Below are 26257 nucleotides of genomic sequence, written 5' to 3'. Positions count from 1 at the left end.
GTCCTCCTTGGCCGCGCCCAGCACGGTCACCTCCTGGACCTTCCAGAACCCGGCGTGACATCACGCCGGGTGCGCGTCTGCGCGTCGCCGGTCCAACCATCTGTTTCTCTCGGCACAGCCAGGAGGCCCGGGGCGGTCCGTCACGTGAGTGGTTCAGCGAGCCTGGCGGTAACGGGCCTGACCGGTGCCCAGGGTGATCTCCCCGAGCACCCACGCGTCCACGTGGCGGGCCTGGAGCAGCCTGAGCGCCTCGTCGACCGCGTCGGCGGCGACGATGGCGGCCATGCCCACGCCGAGGTTGAACGTGCGGTCCATGTCGGGCTGCGCGATCCGGCCGTGCCCGGCCAGCACCGAGAAGATGGCCGGAGGAGTCCACGACGCCCGGTCCAGCAGCGCGTCGAGGTGGCCGGGCAGCGAGCGTGACAGGTTGCCCTCGATGCCGCCTCCGGTGATGTGCGCGTAGGCGTGCACGTCGACCGCGCGGGCCAGGGCCAGGCAGTCGAGTGAGTAGATCCGGGTGGGCTCCAGCAACTCGTCGCCCAGCGGCCGGTCGAGCTCGGGCAGGTCGGCGTCGAGGGGCAGTGACGCCTCGCGCAGCACGTGGCGCACCAAGGAGTAGCCGTTGGAGTGGACCCCCGACGAGGCCAGCCCCAGCACCACGTCGCCCTCGCGCACCCGCGACGGCCCGAGCATGGCCGAGGCCTCCACGACGCCCGTGCCGGCGCCGGCCAGGTCATACTCGTCGGGGCCCATCGCGCCGGGGTGCTCCGCCGTCTCGCCGCCCACCAGGGCCGCCCCGGCCAGGCGGCAGCCCTCGGCGACACCGCCGACGATCTCGGCGACGCGCTCGGGCACCACCTTGCCGCAGGCGATGTAGTCGGTCATGAACAGCGGCTCGGCCCCGCAGACCACCAGGTCGTCGAGGACCATGCCGGCGAGGTCGATGCCGATCGTGTCGTGCCTGCCGAGCTGCTGGGCGAGCATGACCTTGGTGCCCACGCCGTCGGTGGAGGTCGCCAGCAGCGGCCGCTGGTAGCGCAGCAGCGCCGAGGCGTCGAACAGGCCGGCGAAACCGCTGGCGTCGTCGACCACCTCGGGCCGGCGGGATCGGGCCACCTTGTCCTTCATCAGTGAGACGGCCCGCTCGCCCGCCTCGATGTCGACCCCGGCGGCCTCGTAGCTCGTCACGCCTTGCTCTCCAACACGAACTTGCCCACGTTGTCCTGGTCGATGGGGATCGGATAGGAACCGTCGAAGCACGCCCTGCAGAGGCGCTCGGCGGGGATCGTGGTCGCCTTGGTCAGGCCCTCGAGCGAGATGTAGCCGAGGGAGTCGGCGCCGAGCGAGGCCCGGATCTCGTCGACGGTCAGCGAGCCCGCGATGAGCTCGGCCCTGGTCGCGAAGTCGATGCCGTAGAAGCACGGCCAGGCGACGGGCGGCGAGGAGATGCGGACGTGCACCTCGCGCGCCCCGGCCTCACGCAGCATGCGGACGATGGCGCGCTGGGTGTTGCCGCGCACGATCGAGTCGTCGACCACGACCAGCCGCTTGCCCTCGACGACCTCGCGCAGCGGGTTGAGCTTGAGCCGGATGCCGAGCTGGCGGATGGTCTGAGACGGCTCGATGAACGTGCGGCCGACGTAGGAGTTTTTCACCAGGCCCTGGCCGTAGGGGATGCCGCTCTCCTGGGCGTAGCCGACGGCGGCGGGGGTGCCGGACTCGGGGGTGGGGATGACCAGGTCGGCCTCGGCGGGGTGCTCGCGGGCCAGCACCCGGCCGACCTCGACCCGGGTGACCTGGACGCCCCGCCCGGCGATCGTGGTGTCGGGACGGGCGAGGTAGACGTACTCGAACAGGCAGCCCTTGGGCTCGGCCAGGGCGAACCGGCGCGACCGGACGCCGCGCTCGTCGATGGTGAGCAGCTCGCCCGGCTCGATCTCGCGGGTGAACGTGGCGCCCACGATGTCGAGGGCGGCCGTCTCGGAGGCGACCACCCAGCCGCGCTCCAACCGGCCCAGCACCAGCGGGCGGATGCCCTGCGGGTCGCGGGCGGCGTAAAGAGTCTTCTCGTCCATGAACACCAGCGAGTAGGCGCCCTTGACCTGCGGCAGCAGCTCGGCCGCCGAGTCTTCGACGGATCGGCTGGGGTCCTGGGCCAGCAGGGTGGTGAGCACCTCGGTGTCGGTGGTCGCCCGGGTGGCCCCCGGCGCCAGCCGCTGGGCCAGCTCGGGAGTGTTGATCAGGTTGCCGTTGTGGGCGAGCGCGAGCCCGCCGACGTCGGTGGAGCTCAGCGTGGGCTGTGCGTTCTCCCACACGCTGGAGCCCGTGGTGGAGTAGCGGCAGTGACCGATCGCCAGGTGGCCGCGGAGCGTGCCGAGCACCGACTCGTCGAAGACCTGGGCGACGAGGCCCATGTCCTTGTAGACGAGGATGCGGCTGCCCTCGCTGACCGCGATGCCCGCGGACTCCTGGCCGCGGTGCTGCAACGCGTACAGCCCGTAGTAGGTGAGTTTGGAAACTTCCTCGCCCGGAGCCCATACGCCGAAGACCCCGCAGGCGTCTTTGGGAGCGCGGTCTTGGGGGTCCAGGTCATGGCCGATGCGGCCGTCGCCCTTCAGCACATGCTTCAGTCTAGGTCGGACTCTTCCCTGCTCGCGCACCCGGGGGCAGATCAGACGGCGTGAGCCGATCTCCCGGCGTCCGATCCGTCGCGGACGACCTCCCGGTGAGGCCGCGGGTTTGGCGGCCGAGCCGGGGAAGCCGCTTTGGCGCACCGTGACGGAAGGTTGGAGCAACCCTGACCGTGTCGTGCGGTTTCGGTGCCCCTCTACGCGCAAGGGTGAAGTATCCGGTATATAGACACCTCGGGAGACGCAGACGTGACCACACCTGAGGACCCGAACCAGCCGCGCCCGCCCAGGGACGAGCCCGGCAGAACGCCCGGTCCGGACGACCCGCCCTCCACGTCCAGGTGGGAGGAGGAGTCGCCCGACGAATACCTCGGCTCCGGCGCCCCTGGCACGCGCAGTGAATCCGACGAACCCGACGAACCCGACGAACCCGGCGAGCCCATCCAGCCCGTCCCTCCGGTGGTGCCGCACCCCGAGGAACCACTGCCGGAGCGCGAGCCGCCCGGAAGGGAGCCCAAGCCCGGAGGCGAGCCCTGGCCGGGTGACGAGCCGCCGCCCGGCGAGGAGCCCACGCCCCCGAACCCCGACCTGCCCACCTCGCCCGAGGTGCCGGGGCCGACGCAGGTGTCCGCCGGCGACGAGGCCGACACCCAGCGCACCGCCGCCTTCGACACCCCGGCCTGGAACCGGCCCGAGGAGACGCAGCCGTACCAGAGGCCCGGTGGGAGGCCGCCCTACCCGGGCTGGGAAGGCGCCCAGGGGCACGAGCAGGGGCCGCCGAGGACGGCGCCGTCCAGGTACGATCCGCCCACCTCGCCGTACGAGACGCACGAGGGAGGTCCCAAGGAGCACGGGCCGGGGGATGCCCCCGGAGAGCGTCGGCTCCCGGAGCCCGGGACGCCGTCGCGGGGCGAGCCGCCCGAGACCGCCGGCCCGCAGGCCGGGCACGGCACGGGTGAGCCGGCGGTCCCGGGCACCACGCCCTCCAGCCCGTACGGCGGGCCGCCCGGTGGAGGGCCGTACGGCGGGCCGCCCGGTGGAGGGCCGTACGGCGGGCCGCCCGGTGGAGGGCCCTATGGCGGGCCGCCCGGTGGAGGCCCGTACGGCGGGCCGCCCGGTCACGGTCCGCCCGCGGGAGGGCCCGGCTACGTGCCGGGCCCCTATGGTTACCAGCCGAGCAAGCCCGGCAGCGGCCTCGCCACCGCGTCGCTGGTGCTCGGCGTGGCCAGCCCGTTCCTGGTCTTCGTCTGTTTCACCGGCCTGCTCACCGCCATCCTGTCGATCGTGTTCGGCGCCGTGGCCCTCGGCAAGGGCGTGGGAAAGGGCCGGGCGATCACCGGCATCGTGGTCAGCGTGCTCGCACTGATCCTCTTCACCGTCGTGGCCGTCTGGTTCTACAACGTGGTGCAGGAGTGCGCGCAGCTACCCGGCGAACTGGCCGACCGGTGCTTCGAGAACAGGTTTCCGTGGATGAAACGCCCGCGCTAGAGCGGCAGATGACCGAAAGCGGCAAACGATCCGGAGCGGTAGGTGACCGAGAGCGACGGGTGACCTAGAGCGGCAGGTGATCGGACAGGTCGGCACGGGCGCCGCTCGCTGAGACGGCGCCCTTCGCCATGGCGTCGGCCCAGGTGAGGCGGCCCACGGCCAGCTCGATCCAGGTGCGGCCGTCCATCTCGACCACGTTGGGGGGAGTGCCGCGCGTGTGGCGGGGGCCCTCGACGGCCTGCACGGCGGCGTAGGGCGGCACCCGTACCTCGACGCTCCGGCCGGGCGCGGCCGTCGCGAGCCGGTCGAGCAGGTGGCGCACGGCCTGCCGGGCGGCGTCGCGTTCGGGTGTGAGCCCCCGGTCGTAGGCGGTGAGCACGGCCGCGACGAGCGCGCCGGCCAGCGCGGCGGCCGGCCCGTCGTAGGGCGGCTCGTCGAGCGCGACCAGCTGGGCGTCGAGGGCGGCCCGCAGCTTCTCGGGGTCGGGTCTGCGTGGTGGCACCCGGCCATTGTCCTCCCGGCGGAGCGTTCATCGAGCCGGGGGGCGGCGTTCACCCGCGGTTCCGACGGTGACCGTAACGTCCGAGCCGGACTATCGCGCACCCTCTTGGAGTTCCCGTGGCGAACCGGTTTCTTCCGTTGCTCACCAGCTCGCACAAATCCGGCCGATCGGCGATGACCTGCCAGTTCCGCTGCGGCAACGCCTGCGCGCACGAGGACGGCAACGACAGCGGCAACGGCCGCCGACAAGGTGGGTGCGACCAAGATGGACCGGCCGGAGGACGTGGAGCGCAACCCGGTCACCGGCGCCGTCTACGTCGCGCTGACCAACAACTCCAACCGCACCCCGGCCCAGGCCGACGAGGCCAACCCGCGCGCCGCGAACAAGCACGGTCACGTCCTGGAGATCGTCGAGCGGCGTGACGACGCGGCCGAGACGACGTTCGCCTGGTCGCTGCCGCTGGTCTGCGGCGACCCGGACGACCCGGCGACCTACTTCGCCGGCTACGACAAGGCCCGGGTGTCGCCGATCTCGTGCCCGGACAACGTCGCCTTCGACGGCGACGGCAACCTGTGGATCTCCACCGACGGCAACGCGCTCGGCGCCAACGACGGCCTGTTCGTGATGCCCGTACGCGGCAAGGAGCGTGGGCACCTCCGCCAGTTCCTCACGGTGCCGATCGGGGCCGAGACCTGCGGCCCGCTGATCAGCGAGGACCAGCGCAGCGTCTTCGTCGCGGTGCAGCATCCGGGCGAGGTGGACGGCTCGACCCCGGACGACCCCGGCAGCCGGTGGCCCGACGGCGGCCAGCCCCTGCCGTCGGTCGCCGTCGTGTGGCACAGCCAGGGCAAGAGGATCGGGAGTTGACCTCAAGTTAAGTCGAGGTCTTAGTGTCCATGCCATGAGCATGGAGATGACCGCGTGGCACCAGTTGTATTCGATGAACGACCAGCGGGAGCGTCGTCCTGTCTCCAGGGCGACGCTCCGCCGTATCTGGGGCTTCGCCCGGCCGCACCGCCGGAAGGTGGCGCTGTTCCTGCTGCTGAGCGTGGTGATGGCAGCGTTGGCGGTCGCCCCTCCGGTGCTGGCGGGGCGGGTGCTGGACGCGATCGGCCGCGGTGAGGCGGTCGGCGTGGTGGTCGGGCTCGCCGTCCTGATCGCCGGCCTGGCGATTCTCGAAGCGGGACTCGGGCTGCTGACCCGCTGGCTGTCGGCCGGTCTCGGCGAGGGGCTGATCGTCGACCTGCGCACGGCGGTCTTCGACCACGTGCAGCGGATGCCGATCGCGTTCTTCACCAGGACCCGCACCGGCGCCCTGGTCAGCCGGCTGAACAACGACGTGATCGGCGCCCAGCGGGCCTTCACCGACACACTGTCCAGCGTGGTCGGCAACGTCGTGACCCTCCTCCTGGCGGTCACCGTGATGCTCGGCATCTCCTGGCAGATCACGCTGCTCGCGCTGGTGCTGCTGCCCGTGTTCGTCATGCCCGCCCGCCGGATGGGCGTCCGGATCGCCCGGCTGCGCCGCGAGGCCGCCGACCACAACGCGGCCATGGGCACCCAGATGACCGAGCGGTTCTCCGCCCCCGGAGCGACCCTGGTCAAGCTGTTCGGCCGGCCCGCCTACGAGTCGTCCGAGTTCGCCCGCCGGGCCGGCCGGGTGCGCGACATCGGCGTGCGCACGGCCATGACGCAGTCGGTCTTCGTCACCGCGCTGACGCTGGTCTCCGCGCTCGCCCTGGCGCTCGTCTACGGGCTCGGCGGCTTCTACGCGCTGCGCCAGCAGCTCGAACCGGGCTCGGTGGTGGCGCTGGCGCTGCTGCTGACCCGCCTCTACTCGCCGCTGACCGCCCTCGCCAGCGCCCGGGTGGACGTGATGAGCGCGCTGGTCAGCTTCGAGCGGGTCTTCGAGGTGCTGGACCTCAAGCCGCTCATCCAGGACCGGCCCGGCGCGGTCGAGGTGCCCGGCGGGCCCGTCTCCGTCGAGTTCGACGACGTGCGCTTCGCCTACCCGTCGGCCGACAAGGTCTCGCTCGCCTCACTGGAGGAGGTGGCCGTGCTCGACAGCCGCGGCGGGGCCGAGGTGCTGCACGGCGTCTCGTTCCGGGCCGAGCCGGGGCAGATGGTCGCCCTGGTGGGCTCCTCCGGCGCGGGCAAGTCCACGATCGCGCAGCTCCTGCCCCGCCTGTACGACGTCGACTCGGGCGCTGTACGGCTCGGCGGGGTGGACGTGCGCGACCTGACCGCCGACTCGATCCGCGCGACACTCGGCATGGTCACCCAGGACGGGCACCTCTTCCACGACTCGATCCGGGCCAACCTGCTGTTCGCCCGGCCCGAGGCGAGCGAGGACGACCTCTGGGACGCGCTGCGCAGGGCCAGGCTCGGCACGCTGATCGAGTCGCTGCCCGACGGGCTCGACACCGTGGTGGGCGAGCGCGGCTACCGGCTGTCCGGCGGCGAGCGGCAGCGGCTCACGATCGCCCGGCTGCTGCTGGCCCGGCCCCAGGTGGTCATCCTGGACGAGGCCACGGCCGCGCTCGACTCCACCTCCGAGGCGGCCGTGCAGGCGGCGCTGGCCGAGGCGCTGGAAGGGCGCACCGCCGTGGTGATCGCGCACCGGCTGTCCACCGTACGGGCCGCCGACGTCATCCTGGTGATCGAGGACGGCCGGGTGGCCGAACGCGGCACGCACACCGAGTTGCTCGCCGCCGGCGGCCGCTACGAGGAGCTCTACCGCACGCAGTTCGCCGAGCCCACGGTGGTGGGCGCCGCCTGAGGAGGCTCCACGGGCGTATGGCGGACGGGCAGCGTGTTGAGGCTCATGGACAGGGCGCAGCCGCCGCTCGCCGGCCCGGCGCCCAAGGTGTCAGCCGATGGACAGCTTGAAGGAGTTTTCCACCAGCTCGATGCGGAGACTTCCGGCCTTCGTGAGCTGCTTGAGCACCTGCTCGTCGAGGATCGCGTGCATGGCCAGCCCATCGGACAGCGCCACCAGCTCCATCGCCAGCCGGGCCGGTTCCAGCTCCGAGGGGAGTTGTCCCGCCCGCTGGGCCTCGACGATCACCCGTTCCACCACCCGCCGCCAGTTGTGCAGGTAGTCCGCCACCTCTTCTCTGGCTTCGGGGTCGCCCGCCGACTGCGCGTAGAAGACGAGGAAGATCCGGGTCATCGCGATCCGCCGGTCGTCGAGGGGCAGCACGCTCTCGACGAGCTGTCGCAACCGCTGCATGGGATCCGTCGACAGGTCGCCGCGCAGCTGCTTGAACATCCGCCCCTGGATCTCGGCGGCCCGCCGTAGAGCGCCGACCAGGAGATCGTTGTGTGAGCGGAAGTAGTGGTTGAGCACACCGGTCGACCATCCGGCGGTCTCCGCCACGGTGCGCAGCGTCACCGCTTTGATCCCGTGGCGGGCGATCAGGTCGAGCGCGACGTCGGCCAGTTCGGCCCTGCGCTGGTCGTGATCGACGATCTTCGGCATCCATTCCTCCCCGTGGACAATGATCAGCTTAGTTCTTTTTTAACACGATCGAAACATCAAGTCCCCGGTTGGCGTGAACACCCATTGGCTAGCTATTTCGGCTGATCTATTGACAGCTTGGCCTAGCGTACGTCTAGCATCTTATATCAATCGTCCGACATAAAGAACGAGGTCTGCGGTGACGTCTGAACGCGGAGGCTGCCTGGTCCGTGTTCCGCTGAGGTGGCGGGATCTGGACCATCAGGGCCACGTGTATCACGGGACCCTGCTCACGCTGCTGGACGAAGCCCGCACGGCCTGGCTCAGAGATGTGGTCCGCATCCAATCACCGGACGCCTACGTGGTCGCCCGCATTGAGATCGACTACCTGGCCGAAATTCGGATGGACATCGGCGCCATCGACGTCGGCTTCGAGGTGAGCCGGCTCGGTGGGCGCAGCATCAGGACCGACGAGATCGTCCGCACCCCCGACGGCGGCGATCTCGCGCGGGCCGCGGTCGTCATCGTCATGTGGGACCGGGAGGCGCACCGCTCCCGGGAGCTCACTCCGGAGGAGCGGCGGCGGCTCGCGCCGCGGAGAGGTACGGTCTCCGATGCCTGAGGCAGTCATCGTCGCCATGGCGCGCACCCCGATCGGCCGGGCCGTGAAGGGGTCGCTGGCCCGCGAGCGGCCCGACGACATGGCTGCGCAGGTCATCTCCCAGGCCCTGGCGAAGATCCCCGAGCTGGATCCGCGCGGCATCGACGACATCCTGCTCGGCTGCGGCTCGCCGGGCGGCGAGCAGGGCTTCAACATGGCCCGCGTGGTCGCGGTCCTGCTCGGGCTCGACGGAGTGCCGGGCTGCACGGTCACCCGCTACTGCGCCTCCAGCCTGCAGACCACCCGGATGGCGGCGCACGCCATCCGGGCCGGGGAGGGCGAGGTGTTTGTCTCGGCCGGCGTCGAGTCCTGCAGCTCGTACGCCAAGGGCGAGGCCGACTCCATCGCCGGCACCATGAACCCGCTGTTCGACCCGGCCCGCGAGCGCACCGCCCGTGCCGTGCCGTGGAGCGATCCACGCCTGTCCGGCGAGCTGCCCGATGTCTACATCGAGATGGGCCGAACCGCCGAGAACGTGGCCGTGCTCCACGGCATCACCCGGGCGGAGATGGACGAGTACGCCCTGCTGTCCCAGCAGCGCACTGCGGCGTCGGCGGACTTCTGGAGCTCCGACATCACCCCCTACACCCGCGCCGACGGCGCCGTGATCGGGGCCGATGACAGCCCGCGTCCGGGGACCACGGCGGAGGGCCTGGCCGCGCTGCGGCCCGTCTTCCGCGAGGACGGACGCACCACTGCCGGCAACTGCTGCCCGCTCAGCGACGGCGCGTCCGCACTCGTGATCACGAGCGAGGCCAGGGCGCGGGAGCTGGGACTGCGCCCGCTGGCCCGGATCGTGGCCACCGCCGTCTCCGGGATCTCGCCGGAGATCATGGGACTCGGTCCCGTCGAGGCCACCCGCAAGGTGCTGCGGCTGGCCGGGCTCACGGTCGGCGACGTGGACCTGTTCGAGATCAACGAGGCGTTCGCCGCCCAGCTGATCCCGTGCGGCCGAGAGCTTGGCATCCCCGCCGAAAAGCTCAACGTCCACGGCGGGGCGATCGCCGTCGGCCACCCGTTCGGCTCCACCGGAGCCCGCATCACCTCCACCCTCGTCAACGCCCTCTCCTTCCACGACAAGGAGATCGGCCTCGAAACCATGTGCGTCGGCGGCGGCCAAGGCATGGCCATGGTCGTCGAGAGGCTCGCCTGACCTCCACCAACGCCCCCCAGATAAGGAGCAGGAGCATGAGACTCTGCAACAAGCGGCCCGGGGTCCTCGCAGCGATCGCCGCGGCCACCTCCCTCGTGCTCGCCGGCTGCGCCGGCGGCGCGGACACCGCCGGCACGGTGGAGGAGATCCGGATCCTGGTGGCCGCGCCGCTGACCGGCGACTCCGCCGAGACCGGCAAGGACCTCGTGGACGGTGCCAAGCTGGCCGCCGACTACCTCAACGAGCAGGGCGGGGTGCGCTCCGGGCCGCTGAAGGGCAGGAAATTCGCCGTCGAGTCGGCCGACGACCAGCTCAAGACCGAGGCGGCGACTACGATCGCGGCCAGGTTCGCCTCCGACGACAACCTCTTCGCGCTGACCGGGTTCCTCACCAGCGGGCAGGCGCAGGCCGCTGGTGTCGTGCTGCAGAAGTACAAGCTGCCCGCCGTCGTCTCGTTCGCCTCCGCCGACTTCTTGACGACCGAGGCCGACAACCTCGTGGTGGTGTCGGCCAGTGTGGCCAACTTCGCCCGCGTGGCCGGGACCTTCGCGGCCACCGAGCTGGGCGCCAAGTCCGCGGGCACTATCGCCGGCGACTACTCCTTTCTCGACTCCTACTACAAGGGCCTGCAGGAGTCGCTGACCAAGGGCGGCGCGCAGATCGCCAGCAAGCAGTCCTACCCCGATGGCACCGCCGACTTCTCCACGATGGTCACGAGCCTCGCCAAGGCGGACCCGGACGTGGTGATGAGCGGCGCCTTCCAGGCCGACGCCGGCAAGATCGCCGCTCAGGTGCGCCGGGCCGGCGTGGACAAGCCCTTCGTGGACTTCCTCGGCGAGGGCTGGGGCAAGACGTTCGCCGACTCCGTGGGATCCGTCCTGACGCAGGGCGACTACTACCAGATGGATCCGGCGAACGTGTTCCCGGAGCCCGGGTCGCTGCTGGAGACCATGGACAAGCGTTTCCTGGCCGCGTACGGCAAGAACATCCCCACCGCCGCCATGCACAGCTTCGACAGCGTGCTGACCGTGGGGGCGGCGATCGAGGCAGGCGCGACGTCCAAGACAGACCTGCTCCAGTACGTCACCAAGGCCACGGGCCAGGGCCTGCTGGGTCAGATCGCCTTCACCACCGAGCTGACGCCGAAGCAGAGGTTCGGCACCATGTCCAAGCTCACCGGTCCCGGGCCGCGTGACAGGGAACTGGCGGCCTCGTACGTGATGAACGCCGACGGAACGGTGACCCCGGCGAAATGACCTCGCTCACCGCCATCAGGACCCTGCCGCGCAGGGCGTCCGGGGCCGTCGGGGTGGCGGTGCCGCTGGCCATCGCGGCCGGTTTCCTGATCCCCCTCGTCGTCACCTCGCCGTTCCAGCTGCAGATCTACACGCTGGCTGTGCTGAACGCGGCGGCGGTCGCCCCGCTGGTGCTCTCCCTCGGCTACACCGGCCTGCTCAACCTGTCTCACGGCACGTTCTACGGTCTCGGGGCGTACACGACGGCGATCCTCGTGACCGACCACGGCTGGCCGTTCGAGGCGGCCGCACTGGCGGCGGCCGTCGTCGCCGGGCTCGGCGGCGGGCTGCTCTCGCTGGCCAGCGCCCGAGTGCGGGGTGACTATTTCGTGCTCGTCTCGCTGGGACTGACCATCGCGATGGCGCAGCTCCTGGCGAACTTGCCCGACCTCACCCGCGGCCGCGAGGGCTTCTTCGGCATCCCGCAGCTCGACCTGTTCGGGCTGTCCTTCAGCGAGCCGGTGACCGGGTTCTACCTGTGCCTGGCGCTGCTGGCGGTGCTCTACCTGTTCCTGCACCGGGTGATCTCGGGCTTCCTCGGCCGGACCATGCTGGTCGTGCGCTACGACGACGTGGCCGCGCGCAGCATGGGCATCAGGCCGCTGGCCGTGCGGGCGACCGCGATGGTGGTGGGCTCGGCGCTGGTCGGGGTGGCGGGCTCGTTCCTGGTGGCGACCGTGCAGTTCATCAGCCCCGCCGACTTCGGCTTCGACGCCTCGTTCATGCTCAGCCTGTACGTGATCATCGGCGGCATGGCCAGCCTGCCCGGTGCGGTGGCCGTCGCGGTCGTGTTCACGCTTCTCAACGAGCAGTTCCGGGGGATCAGCGACTACAGCGTGGGCCTGGTCGGGCTCGCGGTGCTGGTGGCGGTCTTCATCCGCGGCAAGGTGCTGCGCGACCTGTTCCACTCCTGGCGGGCGCACCAGGAAGGGAGGGCGACCGATGCTTGAGGTTGACTCCATCGCGATGACCTTCGGCGGTGTGACGGCGCTCGACGGCGTGTCCTTCTCGGTAGGGGAGGGCGAGGTGGTTGGCGTCATCGGGCCGAACGGCTCCGGCAAGTCCACGCTCATCAACGTGATGTCCGGCTTCTACCGGCCGACCGGTGGCGAGGTCCGGCTCGGCGGGACGGTGATCTCCGGCCGGTCGCCCGAGGCGATCAGGCGGGCGGGGATGGCGCGCACGTTCCAGAACCTGCGCCTGGTCGAGGAGATGACCGTCCTGGACAACACGCTGGCCGGGATGTACCTCGTCGCGACCGGCGGGCGGTGGCTCACGCCGTCCTGGATGGCGGAGGTGGCCGGGGCGGTCGGCGCGCGGCGGCGGGCGCGGGAGATGCGCGCGAGCGCGCAGGACGCGCTCGGCAAAGTGGGGCTGGGGGACAAGCTCGCCTTCACCGTCGGCGCGCTGTCATACGCCGACCAGAAGCGGCTCGAACTTGCCCGGGCCATCGCGCTGCGGCCCCGGGTGCTGGTCCTGGACGAGCCGACGGCCGGAATGTCCGTCGAGGACGCCGACACGCTCGTGCGCATGGTCGCGAGTCTGGTGGAGACGGGCGCGCAGGCACTGAGCCTGTTCCTGGTTGAGCACCGGCTCGAACTTGTCCTGGAGGTCTCCGACCGGGTCGTCGTCATGGACGGCGGCCGGCTGGTGGCCGATGGCGAGCCCGCCTCGGTCGCAGCAGACCCCCGCGTCCGCAGCATCTACGTCGGAGGTGAATGACGTGCTCGACGTACGCGAGGTACGGGCCGGCTACGGCGTCACACAGGTGCTGCACGCCGTCAGCCTGACTGTGCGGCCGGGCGAGGTGCTGGCCGTGTGCGGCCCGAACGGCGCGGGCAAGTCCACGCTGCTGCGGGTGCTGGCCCGGCAGGTGCGCGCCACCTCCGGCACGATCGCCTATGGCGGCGCGTCACTGCTGAAGGACTCGCCCTCCGCCGTCGTCGCCCGCGGCATCGCGCTCTGCCCGGAGAACCGGCGCGTCTTCCCCCGCATGACGACCGAGCAGAACCTCCGGCTCGGCGCCTACACCCGCCGCGACCGCTCGAAGATCACCGAAGACGTGGAGCGATACCTGGCCGCCTGGCCGGTCATCGAACGGCGCAGGAACTCCCCGGCCGGCCTGCTCAGCGGAGGCGAGCAGCAGATCCTGGCCATCGGCCGGGCGATGATGTCGAACCCGTCGCTGCTCCTGCTGGACGAGCCGTCGCTCGGGCTCGCCCCGATCCTCATCGACCAGGTGTACGAGGGGCTCAAGCGGCTCGTCGCCGAGCACGAGATGAGCGTGCTGCTGGTGGAGCAGAACGTCACCAAGGCGCTGGAGCTGTGCGACCGCATCGCGGTGCTGACGGCGGGACGGATCGTGTTCGAGGCCGACGCGGCCGGGGTCGAGCCCGACGAGGTCGGCTCTCACTACTGGGAGACCGTCGCATGACCTACTTCCTGCAGCAGCTCGTCAACGGGCTCAGCATCGGCGCGCAATACTCGCTGTGGTGCGTCGGCTACGGCCTGGTCTACCAGGTCCTCGGCCTGATGCACTTCGCGCACGGCGACACGCTGATCTTCGCGGCGTTCTTCGCGGCCGGCCTGCTGGCCATGGGCGTGCCGTTCTGGCTGGTGGTCATCGTGGCCATGGCGCTGGCCGCGGTCCTGGCGATCGGCGTCGAGCGGGGGGTCTACCGGCCGCTGATGTCGCGCAAGCAGCTGTTCATGGCGTTCATCGCGGCCATGGCGGCCGGCTTCATCCTGCGCAACCTGGTCCAGCTCATCTGGGGCGTGCAGCCTAGGACTTTTCCGGAAGGGCTGCTGCCCAGCGGCTCGATCGACCTCGGCGACGTGCGCATCGGCCATCTGGCGATCATGAACTTTGTCGTCGCCGTCGCGATCGTCGTCGGCTTCCAGCTCTTCCTGTCGCGCAGCAGGCACGGGCAGGCCATCGTCGCCGTGTCGCAGGACCGCTCGACGGCCGAGCTGATGGGCATCAAGGTCAACCAGATCGTCGCCCTGGTCTACGGACTCAGCGGCGCGATCGGCATGGTCGGAGTGTTCATGTACATCACGAATTTCCGGACGATCACGATCGGGCTCGGGTTCGTGATCACGCTGAAGGCGTTCATCGCGGCCATCATCGGCGGCATCGGCAAGATCAGGGGCGCGATCCTCGGCGGCATGGTGCTGGGCGTTCTGGAGGCCATGGTCTCGGCCTACCTGTCCACCACCCTGCTGGAGGCCATCGTGGTGCTCTGCCTGGTCGCCTTCCTCATCGTCAGGCCCAACGGCATCGTCGGCATCAGGGAGAGTGTCAAGCTGTGACCCGGTATTTCGGGGACCTCGCGGTCGGGGAGACGCACATCTCCGCGGGCCGTACCGTGACGGAGGCCGACATCGTCGCCTTCGCCGGCCTTTCCGGAGACTTCAACCCGCTGCACACCGACGCGCAGTGGGTCGCCGAGCACACCGCGTACGCCGGGCGCATCGCCCACGGGCTGCTCGTGCTCGCCGTCTCCAGCGGGCTGCGCACCCCCGGCATCGACGAGCTGCACGTGCTCGGCTACCTCAATGTCGAGCGCGCCATGGTCGCGCCCACCTACCCCGGCGACACGATCCGCGCCACACAGACGGTCACCGACCTCAGGCCCAGCCGGTCACGCCCCGGCTCGGGCGTGGTGACCATCGGCGTCGAGGTGGCCCGGCATGACGGGACAGTCGTGCAGCGCGGCGCCGACGTGCTGCTCGTGGGAGGAGCAGGCGATGGCGAGTGACCACGAGGGCCGCAGGTATCTGGTGACCGGTGGCGCGTCCGGGATCGGCAGAGCCACGGCCTTGGTGCTGGCCGCCCGCGGCGCCCGCGTGGCGGTGGCCGACCTCGACGACGCCGGAGCGCGCCGCACGGCCGCCGAGCTCGGCCCCGACGCCGTTGCGGTGCCGCTCGACGTGGCGCGGCGTGAATCCTGGGAGGCCGCCTCGGCCCGGGTCGAGCAGGCCCTCGGCGGGATCGACGGGCTGGTCAACAACGCCGGCATCACCCGCGACCGCACCATGGCCCGCATGACCGACGCCGAATGGCAGCAGGTCATCGACGTACACCTGCGCGGCTCCTGGCTGGGCTGCCAGAGCATGGGCCCGCTGCTGGCCGGCTCCGGGTCCGGCGCGATCGTCAACATCTCCTCCTCCGGCAGGCACGGCTCCTTCGGGCAGACGAACTACGCCGCCGCCAAGGCCGGGGTCGTCGGGCTGACCAAGACCGTCGCCCTGGAGCTGGCCCGCTCGGGGGTCCGGTGCAACGCGGTCGCCCCCGGGGCCGTGGACACGCCGATGATCCAGGACGTGCCCGAGCGGGTGCGCGCCCACTGGGCCGAGACCATCACGCTCGGCCGGCTGGGCAGGCCCGAGGAGATCGCCGAGGCGGTGGCGTTCCTGCTGTCGCCCGCGGCCTCGTACATCACCGCGCAGATCATCGACGTGAATGGGGGTGAACTTCACCTGTGAGAGGTCAGTTGCTCGACGGGGTCGAGCTGGGACGCCTGGGACCGGTCACCGACCTGCTCCGGGCCGAGGCCGACCGGCCGGACGGCGTGCTGCTGCGCTGGCCGGACGGCGAGTGGACGGTCGGCGCGTTCGCCGCCGCGAGCCGCCGCTGCGCGGCCGAGCTGCGCCGGCGTGGGGTCCAGGCGGGAGACCGGGTGGCCGTCGTCAGCGGGAACTCCGCGTGGCGGCTGGCGTGGCAGTACGGCATCTGGTGGATCGGCGCGGTCGAGGTCTCGGTCAACGCCGAGCTGAAGGGGCCGATGATGCGGTTCGTGCTCGGCGACTGCGAGCCCGTGCTGCTGCTCGTGGAGCGCGACCTGCTCGCGGGCGTCGGCGACGACCCGCCCGCGCCCGTCCGGATTCTGGACGACGGCGACCCCGAGGAGATCGACGCGGCGACGTCGGCCGAGCTGGACGCCGCCAACGCCGCCGCGCGTGCCTCCGACCTGGGGACGATCCTCTACACGTCCGGCACCACGGGGCCGTCCAAGGGCGTCATGCTGCCGCGGGCATACTTCTCCAACCTGGGCGCGGTGGTCGCCCGGGTGCTCGGCCTGACCCAGGGCGACACCGGCTACTTCGTGCTGCCGTTCTTCCACGTGGACTTCCACCTGGTGTTCCCGGCCGCGATCCAGTCCGGCTCGGCCATCGCCTTCGACCGCCGCTTCAGCGCCCAACGGTTCTGGCCGCAGGTGAACGGATTCGGGTGCACGTGGGCGTTCGTGATCGGGGCCGTGCTGTCGGTCGTCATGACGCTCGGCCCCGAGGCCGCGCGCGGCACGCCGCTGCGCCGCCTCCTCGGCGCACCCATCCCGCCCGACGCCTACCCGTTCTTCGAGGACGGCCTGGGCATCGCGATTCAGAGCATGTTCGGCCAGACCGAGGCCGATGGCCCCACCTTCGAGACCCCCGACCGGCGACGCCGGGGGAGCGCGGGCTGGCCGTGTGCCGGATTCGACGTCGAGATCCACGACGAGCAGGGCCGGGCGCTGCCACCGGGCCGAGCCGGCGAGATCGTCTACCGGCCGCAGCAGGCCGACATGATCACGCTCGGCTACTGGCGGCGTGACGACGCCACCGTTGAGGCCTGGCGCGGGCTTTGGTTCCACTCCGGCGACCTCGGGCGCATGGACGAGGACGGCTTCCTCTACTTCGTCGGCCGCCTCACCGACAGCATGCGGCGGCGCGGCGAGAACGTCTCGGCGTACGAACTGGAAACGGTTCTGCGGACGGCTCCCGGGGTGGGGGAGTGCGCCGCCATCGGCGTGCGCGACGAGATCGGCGGCGAGGACGACATCAAGGTCTTCGTCGTGCCATCGCAGGCGTTCGACGTGGCCGCGTTCTTCCAATTCTGCGAGGACAACCTGCCCCGGTATGCGCTGCCCCGCTACGTCGAGCTGGCCACCACCGACACCTTCGTCCGCAGCGTCGGCACCGGCGTGATCCAAAAGCGCCTGCTCTCCAAGGCCACCTCGGGGCCAGGCGTGCACGACAGAAAGGAGATGACCGCGTGAGCTTCACCTGGAAGGAGGCGCTGACCGAGATCGAGCGGCGGCGCGCGGCCGCCCGCGAGCTCGGCGGGCAGCGCCGCGTCGACCGCGCCCACGAACAGGGCCGCTACACGATCAGGGAGCGCATCGACCGGGCCGCCACCCAGTTCTATGAGGTCGGCGAGTTCACCGCCTACGACGACGTCGACGCCACCGGCACGCTGCGCGGGCGGCTGCCCGCCAGCTACGTGTGCGGGCTTGGCGAGTTCGCCGGCCGCCCGGTCGCCATCGGCGGCGAGGACTTCACCGTGCGCGGCGGCGCCCCGCAGACCTACCTCGACCGCATGAAGGGTGGGCTCGGCGGGTTCGTCGAGGACCTGGCCCACGAGTACCGCATCCCGTTGGTGATGTTCATGGAGGGCATCGGCGGCGACGTGGCCGCACAGGCGGAGAAGGGACACTCCTACCTGGTCAGCTCGCTGAGCTGGGAACGCTCCTACGAGCTGCTGTCGGAGGTGCCGGTGCTCGCCATGGTGAGCGGCGCCGCGGCCGGCGGCACGGCAGGCCGCACGGTGCTCAGCCACTTCTCCGTCATGACCAAGGACTCGGTCATGTTCGCCGGCGGGCCGCCGCTGGTGAAGCGGGCCATGGGGCTCGACGTCGACAAGTACGAGCTGGGCGGCGCGAAGATCCACACCGGGATCTCCGGCGCCATCGACAACCTGGCCGAGGACGAGGACGACGCGATCCGCCAGATGCGCACCGTGCTCGGCTACCTGCCGCAGAACGTGTGGGAGCTGCCCCCGCGCGGCGACCGCTCCGACCCGGTGGACCGGAGGGTCGAGGAGCTCCTCGACCTCATCCCGGAGAACCGCCGCCGTCCCTACCGCGCGTCCAAGATGGTCGAGGCGATCGTGGACCGCGGCTCGTTCTTCGAGATCGGCCCCAAGTGGGGGCGCAGCGTCTGCACCGGCTTCGCCCGCATGGACGGCATCCCGGTGGGCGTGGTCGCCAGCAACCCGAGCCACCTCGGCGGCGCGCTCGACGCGGCCGCCGCCGAGAAGCAGGTCCGATTCGTGGACATGTGCAGCACCTTCCACCTGCCGATCGTCTACTTCGTGGACGTGCCGGGCTTCATGGTGGGGCCGAACGCCGAGCGCGGCAACGTCGTGCGCTGGGGCATGCGGGCCATCCAGTCCCTCATCCAGGCCGAGGTCCCAGTCGTCACCGTGCAGGTGCGCAAGGCGTATGGGATGGCGGTCTCGGCCACCTCGCGGCCCGACGGGCTCAGCCTGCGCATCGCCTGGCCGACCGCCGAGTGGGGCGACCTGCCCGTGGAGGGCGGCGTGGAGGCCGGGTTCAAACGGGAGATCGAGGCCGCTGAGGACCCGGAGGAGTACCGGAGGCTGGCCGAGGAGCGGATGCTGGCGCTGGCCGACCCGTGGAAGACGGTCGAGGCGTTCGGCGTGGAGAACATGATCGATCCGCGAGACACCAGGGAGATCGTCTGCGCGTTCCTCAACGCCTCCCTCACCAGGCTGAGGACGACCCTGGGTCCGCAACGACGGCAATGGAGCGTGCGCCCATGACCATCATCGAATCCGACATCTCGGCAGTCGTGTGGAAGGTGCTCGTCCGGGTGGGCGACACCGTGGAGGCAGGGGATCCGGTCGTCGTGCTGGAGTCCATGAAGATGGAGATCCCCGTGGAGAGCGAGGAGCCCGGCACTGTCACGGTCGTCCACGTCAGCGAGGGCGAGGTCGTGGACGAGGGCGCCTCGCTGGTCACGCTGGGGTGAGGGCGATGTTCACCCGCGTGCTCGTCGCCAACCGGGGGGAGATCGCGGTGCGCGTCACCCGCACCCTGCACCGCATGGGCGTCGAGGCCGTCGCCGTCCACTCCGAACCCGAACGGGACGCCGTCCACGTCCGCACCGCCGACGCCGCCGTGTGCCTTGGCCCCGGCCCGGTCGGTGACAGCTACCTGCGCGCCGACCGGATCATCGAGGCCGCGAAGGAGACCGGCGCCCAGGCCGTCCACCCGGGCTACGGGTTGCTGTCGGAGAACCCGGACTTCGCCGAGGCCTGCGCGCGGGCGGGCCTGGTGTTCATCGGCCCCTCCGCAGAGGCGATGCGTGCCATGGGCTCCAAGATTGAGGCCAGGAACCGCATGATGACGGCCGGTGTCCCGGTTGTCCCCGGCTCCCTGGAACCGGTCCGCGACCTCGGCCACGCCTTCGCCACGGCCGGCGAGATCGGCTATCCGGTCGCGGTCAAGGCGTCCGGCGCCGGCGGCGGCAAGGGCTTCCGGGTGGCCGCCACACCGGACGACCTGAAGGCCGCGATAGCCGGAGCCTCCGGCGAGGGCGCACGGTTCTTCGGCGACCCCACCGTCTACCTGGAGCGCTACCTGGACGACCCGCGCCACGTCGAGGTGCAGATCCTCGGTGACGTCCACGGGAACGTGGTGCACTTGTCCGAGCGGGACTGTTCGATCCAGCGCCGTCACCAGAAGCTCGTCGAGGAGTCGCCCGCCGTGCATGTCTCGGCGCGCATCCGCGCCAGGATCGGTGAGATCGCCGTGGCAGCGGCCCGCGCCGTCGGCTACCACTCGGCGGGCACCGTGGAGGGCCTGCTCGACGGCGAGGACTTCTACTTCCTGGAGATGAACACCCGCATCCAGGTCGAACACCCCGTCACCGAGCTGGTCACCGGCATCGACCTGGTCGAGCAGCAGGTCAGGATCGCCGCGGGTGAGCCGCTGTCCTTCACCCAGGACGACGTGCGCCTCGACGGGCACGCCATCGAGTGCCGGATCAATGCCGAGAACGCGGCCAAACGGTTCCTGCCCGCGCCCGGCACGATCACCGCGTACCAGGAGCCCGAGGGCGAGCACGTCCGCGTGGACTCCGGCGTGGAGAAGGGCACGGCTCTCCTGCCGTTCTACGACCCGATGATCGCCAAGCTGATCGTCTGGGGGCCGGACCGGGCCGCGGCCACCGCCCGCATGCGGCAGGCACTGGACGACTTCCGGATCGACGGGATCGCCACGCTCCTGCCGTTCCACCGTGCACTGCTCGCCACTGGCCAGTGGGAGCGCGGCGAGACCTGCAAAGATCTCATCGAGGATCGGCACTGGCTGAACGATGTCTGACTTCGACCACACCTCGATCGCGGTGCGCGACGCGCCGCGGCATCTGGCCTGGCTGCGCCGCCACCTCGGCGCGACGCCGCTGCTCGGCCAGGTGCTGCCCGGTTTCCGGTACGTGCTCAGCCACCTCGGTGACGCCCGCGCGGGAGCCAGGCTGGAGCTGATGGACGCCGCCGGGCCGCCGGGCCCGCGCCACGGTCCTGGCTTCCTGCGCCACTTCCTCGACCGCCACGGCGAGGGCCCGCACCACCTCACCTTCACCGTGCCCGACGTCGGGCACGCCATCGAACGCGTCGAGCGGCTGGGCCTCACCGTCGTCAACACCGACCTCGCCCATCCTCCCTGGCGGGAGACCTTCATTCGGCCGGACGAGGTGCACGGCGTCGTCATCCAGCTCGCCGACACCTCGGTCGGCTACCCGCCCACGGCCGAGCTGCTCGCCACCCGCGACCGTGACCCCACCCGGCTGCCCGGCAACCGCGAGGGCCGCGACCCGCACTGGTGGACCGCCGCCTGGCAGGTTCCGCCTGGCCCTGTCGCGTACCTGCGCTCGACCACGCTCCGCTCGACTGACCCCGCCCTGTCCCACCGCCTGTTCGCCGAGGTCCTCGGCGGCGAGGTCCTTGGCGGCGAGGGCGGCGAACCCGTGTACCGCTGGCCGGGCGGCGTCCTCGTCGTCCGGCCGGCCCGCACTCCGGGCGTCGACCGCCTGACCCTCGCCGGAGGGCCCGGCGACTTCCACATCGGCACTGCCAGGTTCACCCAGGAGGAGACATGAGCGTGCGCGTCGAGACCCGCGACGACGCCGTCCTGCTGATCGCGATCGACCGCCCCGAAGCCCGCAACGCCATCGACGACAAGATGGCCGCGCTGCTGGCGCAGGCCATGGACCGGCTCGATATGGACGACCGCCTGCGGGCGGGCGTGCTGACCGGCGCCGGGCCGGGGTTCAGCGCCGGGCTCGACCTGAAGGCGTTCCTGTCCGGCCAGACCGGCGAACACCCCGAGCGCGGCTTCGCCGGGCTGGTCAGGCGGCCGCCGCGCAAACCGCTCGTCGCCGCCATCGAGGGCTTCGCCCTGGCCGGCGGCCTGGAGATCGCGCTCGCCTGCGACCTCATCGTGGCCGCCGAGGACGCCAGGATCGGTATCCCGGAGGTGCGGCGCGGCCTCGTCGCCGACGGCGGCGCGCTGCTACGCCTGCCCGAGCGCCTACCCCGCAACGTCGCGATGCAGCTCGCCCTGACCGGTGCCGAGCTGCCGGTACGCAGGCTCTACGACCTCGGCTTGGTCAACGTCGTGGCCGAGCCGGGCCAGGCCCTGCCCGCCGCCCTCGCCCTGGCCGCCACAATCGCCGCCAACAGCCCACTCGGGGTGACGGCCAGCAAGGACGTCCTCGTCCAGTCCGCCGCCTGGCCCGACGAGGAGAAGTGGGAGCGCCAGGCCCGCCTGGTCGAGCACGTGTGGTCGTCCGAGGACGCCCGCGAGGGGGCCCGCGCCTTCGCGGAACGCCGCCCGCCGGCCTTCACCGGCAGGTGACTCGACGCGTCGGCCAGCCGCCCCGGACACGGCGACGGCTGGGCGCGGTATGACCAGCCCATCTCGACGTGAGGAAACGTGGCTAATCGCGGCGCGTGCGGGCCAGGGCGGCCAGGACGGCGCCGGTGAGGGCGACCCCGAACAACACCCCGTACGTCCGCCGGAAGCCGTCCATCAGCTGGCCGACCGCCACGGGTGACAGCTCCGACAGCGTGGCCGCGTAGACCTGCGCTCCCAGTTCGGGCCCCACCGAGCCAGCCAGCACACTGAGCGAGAGACCGACGCTGAGCACGACGCCCACGTTCATGATCATCAACCGGAACCCGTTGACCACGCCCAGGCTGCCGGCCGGCAGCGCGCCCATGACCTGCGTGGTGTTGCCCGTGAGGAACGTGCCGCTGCCGCAGCCCGCCACGAAGAGCCCGATCCCGATGATCCAGTACGGGGTGCCGGGGTCGACCGTCAGCATCAGCGTCCCGAGCCCGGTGGCGCTCATCAGCGAGCCCCCGATCGCCAGCGCGTACGGCGAGATCCGGCGGCCGATCGAACCCGCGACGGGCGAGGCCAGGGCCATGCCGATCGGCACCGGCAGCACGCTCAGCCCGGCCGTGAAGGCGTCCACGCCGCGCGCCGCCTGGAAGTACAGGGCCACCACCAGGATCAGCGAGGCCCGGGCGATCGCGTTGCAGAACGACGCCAGGTTGGCGCAGGCCAGCATCCGCCCGCCGAACAACCGCGGGTCGAGCACCGGATGCGAGGCCCGGCGCTCCACCAGGACGATGAGCGGGGCCAGCACCGCGAACACCGCCGCGCCGACCGGCACGACCGGGCTGGACAGGCCACGCGAGCCCGCCTCCGACAGCGCCAGCAGCACCGCCGACAGCGCGGCGAAGACCAGCGCGTTGCCCAGCGCGTCGACCGGCCGCCTCGGCCCTGGGGGCACCTTGCGCAGGATGATCGCGCCCCAGGTGATCGCGATCAGCCCGGCCGGCACGTTCATCCAGAAGATCCACTGCCAGCCCGCGGTCTCCGCGATCAGGCCGCCGAGCGTGGGCCCGGCGAGCTGCGCCACGGACAGGGTGCCGATGTAGACGCCCATGCCCTGGCTGAGCCGCTCGGGCGGGAACGCGTCGGTGATGATGACCGTGCCGTTGGCCAGGATCATCGCCGCCCCGACCGCCTGGAACACCCGCATCGCGACGAGGAACCACACGCTCGGCGACAGCCCGGCGAGCAGCGAGGCCACGGTGAACAGCGCGAAGCCCAGCAGGTAGACCTCCCGCCGGCCCAGCAGGTCGGCGACCCGGCCGAAGAACACCAGGCTCGCGGTGTTGACCAGCAGGAACGACAGCAGGATCCAGTTCGACTGGAAGGGGTCGGCGGAGAAGTGCCGCACGACCGTGGGCAGGGCGACGTTCAGCGTGCTGCCCGCGACCCCGATGAGGATGAGCCCGAGACTGGTGACCGAGCACACCTTCCAGGCGTAGCGCATCCGGGCGGCGTGATCGGGGGAGACCGCGAGCATGCCCTCCACTATGACGTACAACGTACGTCCCTTTTGGGCGGGGTCAGCGGGCCCGCTTGCGCAGCCCTTCGAGATCGTGGATCACCACGCGCCGCCTGCCGGTCTCGATCAGGCCGCGGTCGCGCAGCGTGCGCAGCGCCTTGCTCACCGCCTCGCGCGAGGCGCCGGTCCAGCCGGCCAGCTCGTCCTGGGAGAGCGGCAGCGCCACCCGCACGCCGCTGTTGGTCTTCTCGCCGTAGCGCTCGGCCAGCTCCAGCAGCCGCGTCGCGACCCTGCCGGTCGTGTCGAACGCGCCGTACTCGATCCGCTTGCGGTCCGCGTCGCGCAGCCGTCCCGTGACGAGCTGCATGAGGAGTACGGCGATGCGCCCGTGCGTCTGCAGGAAGGCCGGGAAGCCGCGCACCACGAAGCCCGCGATCGGCTCCAGCGCCGTGACCGTCGCCGAACGCGGCGAGCCGTCGATGGCCGACATGTCGCCGAGCAGCCCGCCGGGCCCGCGCACGGCCAGCACCACCTCGGTGCCGCTGCTGGTGTGGGAGGACACCTTGACCCGGCCCTCGGTCAGCACGAGCACCCAGTCGGAGGTGTCGCCCTCGGTCATCACGGTCGCCCCGCGCTCCCAGCGTCGCGGCCGTCCGACGGCGCGAAACGCCTCGATCTCCTCGGGGGTGAGCAGGGAGAGGAACTCGCCGGGCTCTGGATTCATGCGCTGATTATGTCCGCACAATCCCTGGCCTTCTATGACCTTCTATGACCTTCTATGGCAACGGACCTTCTAGGGCAACGCCGTCAGAACGTAGGCCGCCACGCGTTCTTCCTTGCCCTTGAGGCTCAGCCTCCCCAGCGGGCTCACCGTGACGTCCCGGCCCAGCTGCTTGAGCGTGGTCTCGCCGATCACCACCGTGCCGGGCTCGGCGAGCGCCTGCAGCCTGGCGGCCACGTTCACGCAGTCGCCCATGGCGTTGAAACCGCGCAGCTCGGGGCTGCCGATGTTGCCCACCAGGGCGGGCCCGGTGTTGACCCCCACCCGGAAGGTCGGCCACTCGACGTCGTCCACCCGGCTCCAGGACACCTCCTCCGCCACCTCGGCGGCCGCCCGCTGCATGGCCAGGGCCGCCCGGCAGGCCGCCCTGGCGTGGTCGTCCTGCGTGGCCGGCGCGTTGAACAGGGCCAGCAGCGCGTCCCCGACGAACTGCACGATCGTCCCGCCGTTGTTGAGGATGCAGGGCACGGCGGCCGTGTGGTAGCGGTTGAGCATCTCCACGATCTCGCCCGGCGTGACCAGCTCGGAGAACGTGGTGAAGCCCTTCAGGTCGGCGAAGAGCGCGGTCAGCTCCTTCAGCTGGCCGCCGAGCGCCGCCTGGGCGGGGTCGGCCAGCAGGGCGTTGGCCACGTCGGGCGACATGTACTGCCGGAAGAGCGTGTCGAGCTCCTGGTAGAGACGGGCGTTCTCGAGCGAGAGCGACAGCTGCCCGGCCAGGGTCGCGGCCAGCGCCTCGTCCTGCGCGGTGCGGCCGACCGGCACCTCCAGCGCGCCCGCCAGGCGCCCCTTGACGGTGAGCGGGAACGCCAGCAGGTTGTCGCGCCTGATCGGCTGCTCTCCGGTGAAGTCGTACTCGCGGGAGCCGATGTGGGTCCTGCCCTCGGAGATCAGGCCGATCCGCACGTCTCCGTACGCCTGCCGTACGCGTTCCAGGACGCCCGCGAGGAGCTGGGTCTCGGGCAGGCCGACGCGGGTCTGGGCGCTCACCGCGACGAGCGCCGACAGCCGCTCCGAGAGCTCGCGCTCGTTGGCCAGGGCCGCGCCCGCCCGGTCGAGGACCGCGGCCTGGCCCTCGTTGAGCCGGAACTTCTCCGACAGCCGGGTGGCGGCCAGCGGCTCGCCCCGGCGGACGTGCTCGACCAGCTCCTCCAGCGCCTCGTCGTACTGTTGCCGGATGCGTGCCAGCGTGGCCGACAGCGTCACCGAGTCGAACAGGCCCGCGCTGGAGCCCTCGCGCCTGAACTGCAGGAAGGCGCTGTAGCCGACGAACACGAACGCGAACGTCAGCAGGATGTGCCACTCCCACCAGGACAGATGCCAGTTGAGCTGCGACATGCCGGCGATCATCGACTCGGCGAGCAGGGCGTAGGCGGTGATCAGGCTGATCAGCATGGCCGACGGCCGCCGCCGGTGCAGCCTGAACATCATCGCGCCGGCGGCGGCGTACAGGACGAGACCGGGGATCGCGCCCCAGGACAGCCAGGTGACCGGCGCGGTCAGCGGCACCTGGCTGAGCGGGGTCAGCCCGTCGATCAGCGAGGCCAGCCCCCACAGGATCATGAAGCCGAACAGCACGCCCCGGACGAGATGCTGGTAGGTGAGCACGATCCGCGCCTCGCGCTCGCCCAGGGGGAGGGCCGAGGCGAAGGCGAACCCGGCCGCGATGGTGAGCCCGACCTGCTGGCCGAGGTCGAACCCCAGCGAGCCGGTGGGCAGGATGACCTGCGGGGTGGCCAGGCCGTGCAGGAAGAAGAACCCCGCGCTGGCCAGGAACACCATCGACACCAGGAACAACCGGGCGTCCTGCCGCCTGCGGGAGGCCTCGCTGATCAGCGTGCCGAGCACCACGTTGATCCCGGCCACCGTGATGATCATCCAGAAGTGGCTGGGGTTGTGCTGCCAGCGGAGGTTCAGTTGCGGCTGGACCAGCAGCAGCCAGAGCCCCGCCAACGGCAGGATCAGGTGGATGGCCCAGACAACCCCTCGCACCGGTTGTGTCGCGGGTGGGAGGTAGGGACTGTCGGTCGCCAAGGTCGTCCTCCGTCGGATCCGTGCCCCCCGGACAGTCCCGATTATC

Annotated in this window: 24 protein-coding genes and 1 pseudogene; 18 read left to right on the top strand and 7 right to left on the bottom strand. The window is 71.2% G+C overall.

Annotated features, from left to right (window positions below; all coding sequences use genetic code 11):
* Positions 1–153 precede the first annotated feature (153 nt).
* Both purM and purF read right to left on the bottom strand, forming a co-directional pair.
* Positions 154–1188 carry a phosphoribosylformylglycinamidine cyclo-ligase gene (gene purM / locus AB0C16_RS35005; protein WP_357689521.1) on the bottom strand — a complete coding sequence of 345 codons (1035 nt, stop codon included), beginning with the start codon at positions 1186–1188 and terminating at the stop codon, positions 154–156.
* The gene (gene purF, locus AB0C16_RS35000) at positions 1185–2621 is read right to left on the bottom strand and encodes an amidophosphoribosyltransferase (protein WP_357689520.1); all 1437 of its coding nucleotides are present in this window, start codon (positions 2619–2621) and stop codon (positions 1185–1187) included. Before purF ends, purM begins: the two co-directional genes overlap by 4 nt.
* A gap of 258 nt (positions 2622–2879) precedes the next feature.
* On the opposite strand from purF, the gene AB0C16_RS34995 reads away from it, so the two are divergent.
* The gene (locus AB0C16_RS34995; protein WP_357689518.1) at positions 2880–4118 is read left to right on the top strand and encodes a hypothetical protein; all 1239 of its coding nucleotides are present in this window, start codon (positions 2880–2882) and stop codon (positions 4116–4118) included.
* 64 nt (positions 4119–4182) lie between these two features.
* On the opposite strand, the gene AB0C16_RS34990 is transcribed toward AB0C16_RS34995, so the two are convergent.
* Positions 4183–4620, bottom strand: a complete 438-nt coding sequence (locus AB0C16_RS34990) for a sterol carrier family protein (RefSeq protein ID WP_357689517.1) — start codon at positions 4618–4620, stop codon at positions 4183–4185.
* A gap of 225 nt (positions 4621–4845) precedes the next feature.
* On the opposite strand from AB0C16_RS34990, the pseudogene AB0C16_RS34985 reads away from it, so the two are divergent.
* Together AB0C16_RS34985 and AB0C16_RS34980 are read left to right on the top strand one after the other, a co-directional pair.
* Positions 4846–5487 (top strand): annotated as a pseudogene (locus tag AB0C16_RS34985) (alkaline phosphatase PhoX); the annotation flags it as partial.
* 34 nt (positions 5488–5521) lie between these two features.
* Positions 5522–7399 (top strand): ABC transporter ATP-binding protein, encoded by a 1878-nt coding sequence (locus AB0C16_RS34980; RefSeq protein ID WP_357689515.1) that lies wholly within the window; start codon positions 5522–5524, stop codon positions 7397–7399.
* Positions 7400–7489: 90 nt separating this feature from the next.
* Here the strand turns inward: AB0C16_RS34980 and AB0C16_RS34975 are convergent, their stop codons facing one another.
* Positions 7490–8101: a TetR/AcrR family transcriptional regulator gene (locus AB0C16_RS34975; protein WP_357689513.1), complete on the bottom strand. Its 612-nt coding sequence runs from the start codon at positions 8099–8101 to the stop codon at positions 7490–7492.
* A 178-nt stretch (positions 8102–8279) separates the two neighbouring features.
* Between AB0C16_RS34975 and AB0C16_RS34970 the strand changes: the two genes are divergently transcribed.
* Genes AB0C16_RS34970 through AB0C16_RS34900 form a run of 15 tightly spaced genes read left to right on the top strand, consistent with a single transcriptional unit; the run spans position 8280 to position 21892 of the window.
* Positions 8280–8702, top strand: coding sequence for a thioesterase family protein (locus AB0C16_RS34970; protein ID WP_357689511.1), 423 nt, complete (start codon positions 8280–8282; stop codon positions 8700–8702).
* Positions 8695–9894: an acetyl-CoA C-acetyltransferase gene (locus AB0C16_RS34965; RefSeq protein ID WP_357689509.1), complete on the top strand. Its 1200-nt coding sequence runs from the start codon at positions 8695–8697 to the stop codon at positions 9892–9894. Before AB0C16_RS34970 ends, AB0C16_RS34965 begins: the two co-directional genes overlap by 8 nt.
* 35 nt (positions 9895–9929) lie before the next feature.
* Complete coding sequence (locus tag AB0C16_RS34960) at positions 9930–11150, top strand: ABC transporter substrate-binding protein (RefSeq protein WP_357689507.1); 1221 nt, start codon at positions 9930–9932, stop codon at positions 11148–11150.
* Entirely contained in the window at positions 11147–12139 is a 993-nt protein-coding gene (locus tag AB0C16_RS34955) for a branched-chain amino acid ABC transporter permease (RefSeq protein ID WP_357689506.1), read from the top strand. The genes AB0C16_RS34960 and AB0C16_RS34955 overlap by 4 nt, the downstream gene beginning before the upstream one ends.
* Positions 12132–12911 carry an ABC transporter ATP-binding protein gene (locus tag AB0C16_RS34950; protein ID WP_357689503.1) on the top strand — a complete coding sequence of 260 codons (780 nt, stop codon included), beginning with the start codon at positions 12132–12134 and terminating at the stop codon, positions 12909–12911. The genes AB0C16_RS34955 and AB0C16_RS34950 overlap by 8 nt, the downstream gene beginning before the upstream one ends.
* Before the next feature lies 1 nt (position 12912).
* Positions 12913–13623, top strand: coding sequence for an ABC transporter ATP-binding protein (locus AB0C16_RS34945; protein WP_357689501.1), 711 nt, complete (start codon positions 12913–12915; stop codon positions 13621–13623).
* Positions 13620–14501, top strand: coding sequence for a branched-chain amino acid ABC transporter permease (locus tag AB0C16_RS34940; RefSeq protein WP_357689499.1), 882 nt, complete (start codon positions 13620–13622; stop codon positions 14499–14501). Before AB0C16_RS34945 ends, AB0C16_RS34940 begins: the two co-directional genes overlap by 4 nt.
* The gene (locus AB0C16_RS34935) at positions 14498–14950 is read left to right on the top strand and encodes a MaoC/PaaZ C-terminal domain-containing protein (protein ID WP_357689496.1); all 453 of its coding nucleotides are present in this window, start codon (positions 14498–14500) and stop codon (positions 14948–14950) included. The genes AB0C16_RS34940 and AB0C16_RS34935 overlap by 4 nt, the downstream gene beginning before the upstream one ends.
* Positions 14940–15677: an SDR family NAD(P)-dependent oxidoreductase gene (locus AB0C16_RS34930; RefSeq protein WP_357689493.1), complete on the top strand. Its 738-nt coding sequence runs from the start codon at positions 14940–14942 to the stop codon at positions 15675–15677. Before AB0C16_RS34935 ends, AB0C16_RS34930 begins: the two co-directional genes overlap by 11 nt.
* Positions 15674–17230 (top strand): AMP-binding protein, encoded by a 1557-nt coding sequence (locus AB0C16_RS34925; protein WP_357689491.1) that lies wholly within the window; start codon positions 15674–15676, stop codon positions 17228–17230. Before AB0C16_RS34930 ends, AB0C16_RS34925 begins: the two co-directional genes overlap by 4 nt.
* Positions 17227–18795: a carboxyl transferase domain-containing protein gene (locus tag AB0C16_RS34920; RefSeq protein WP_357689489.1), complete on the top strand. Its 1569-nt coding sequence runs from the start codon at positions 17227–17229 to the stop codon at positions 18793–18795. The genes AB0C16_RS34925 and AB0C16_RS34920 overlap by 4 nt, the downstream gene beginning before the upstream one ends.
* On the top strand, positions 18792–19004 hold the full coding sequence (locus AB0C16_RS34915; protein ID WP_357689487.1) for a biotin/lipoyl-binding carrier protein: 213 nt from the start codon (positions 18792–18794) through the stop codon (positions 19002–19004). The genes AB0C16_RS34920 and AB0C16_RS34915 overlap by 4 nt, the downstream gene beginning before the upstream one ends.
* Positions 19005–19009: 5 nt before the next feature.
* Positions 19010–20359, top strand: coding sequence for an acetyl-CoA carboxylase biotin carboxylase subunit (locus tag AB0C16_RS34910; RefSeq protein ID WP_357689485.1), 1350 nt, complete (start codon positions 19010–19012; stop codon positions 20357–20359).
* Positions 20352–21134 carry a VOC family protein gene (locus AB0C16_RS34905; RefSeq protein ID WP_357689483.1) on the top strand — a complete coding sequence of 261 codons (783 nt, stop codon included), beginning with the start codon at positions 20352–20354 and terminating at the stop codon, positions 21132–21134. Before AB0C16_RS34910 ends, AB0C16_RS34905 begins: the two co-directional genes overlap by 8 nt.
* Entirely contained in the window at positions 21131–21892 is a 762-nt protein-coding gene (locus AB0C16_RS34900) for a crotonase/enoyl-CoA hydratase family protein (protein WP_357689481.1), read from the top strand. The genes AB0C16_RS34905 and AB0C16_RS34900 overlap by 4 nt, the downstream gene beginning before the upstream one ends.
* Positions 21893–21974: 82 nt before the next feature.
* On the opposite strand, the gene AB0C16_RS34895 is transcribed toward AB0C16_RS34900, so the two are convergent.
* From AB0C16_RS34895 to AB0C16_RS34885, 3 genes are all read right to left on the bottom strand, one after another.
* Complete coding sequence (locus AB0C16_RS34895; RefSeq protein ID WP_357689479.1) at positions 21975–23438, bottom strand: MFS transporter; 1464 nt, start codon at positions 23436–23438, stop codon at positions 21975–21977.
* A gap of 22 nt (positions 23439–23460) precedes the next feature.
* Entirely contained in the window at positions 23461–24123 is a 663-nt protein-coding gene (locus AB0C16_RS34890; protein ID WP_357689477.1) for a Crp/Fnr family transcriptional regulator, read from the bottom strand.
* A gap of 69 nt (positions 24124–24192) precedes the next feature.
* The gene (locus AB0C16_RS34885) at positions 24193–26211 is read right to left on the bottom strand and encodes an adenylate/guanylate cyclase domain-containing protein (protein ID WP_357689475.1); all 2019 of its coding nucleotides are present in this window, start codon (positions 26209–26211) and stop codon (positions 24193–24195) included.
* Positions 26212–26257: the final 46 nt, after the last annotated feature.

The organism is Nonomuraea sp. NPDC048916 (genome assembly GCF_040649575.1).
Lineage (GTDB): Bacteria > Actinomycetota > Actinomycetes > Streptosporangiales > Streptosporangiaceae > Nonomuraea.
The sequence above is the reverse complement of the archived record's forward strand: the minus strand, read 5'-3'. Positions and strand labels throughout refer to the sequence as shown.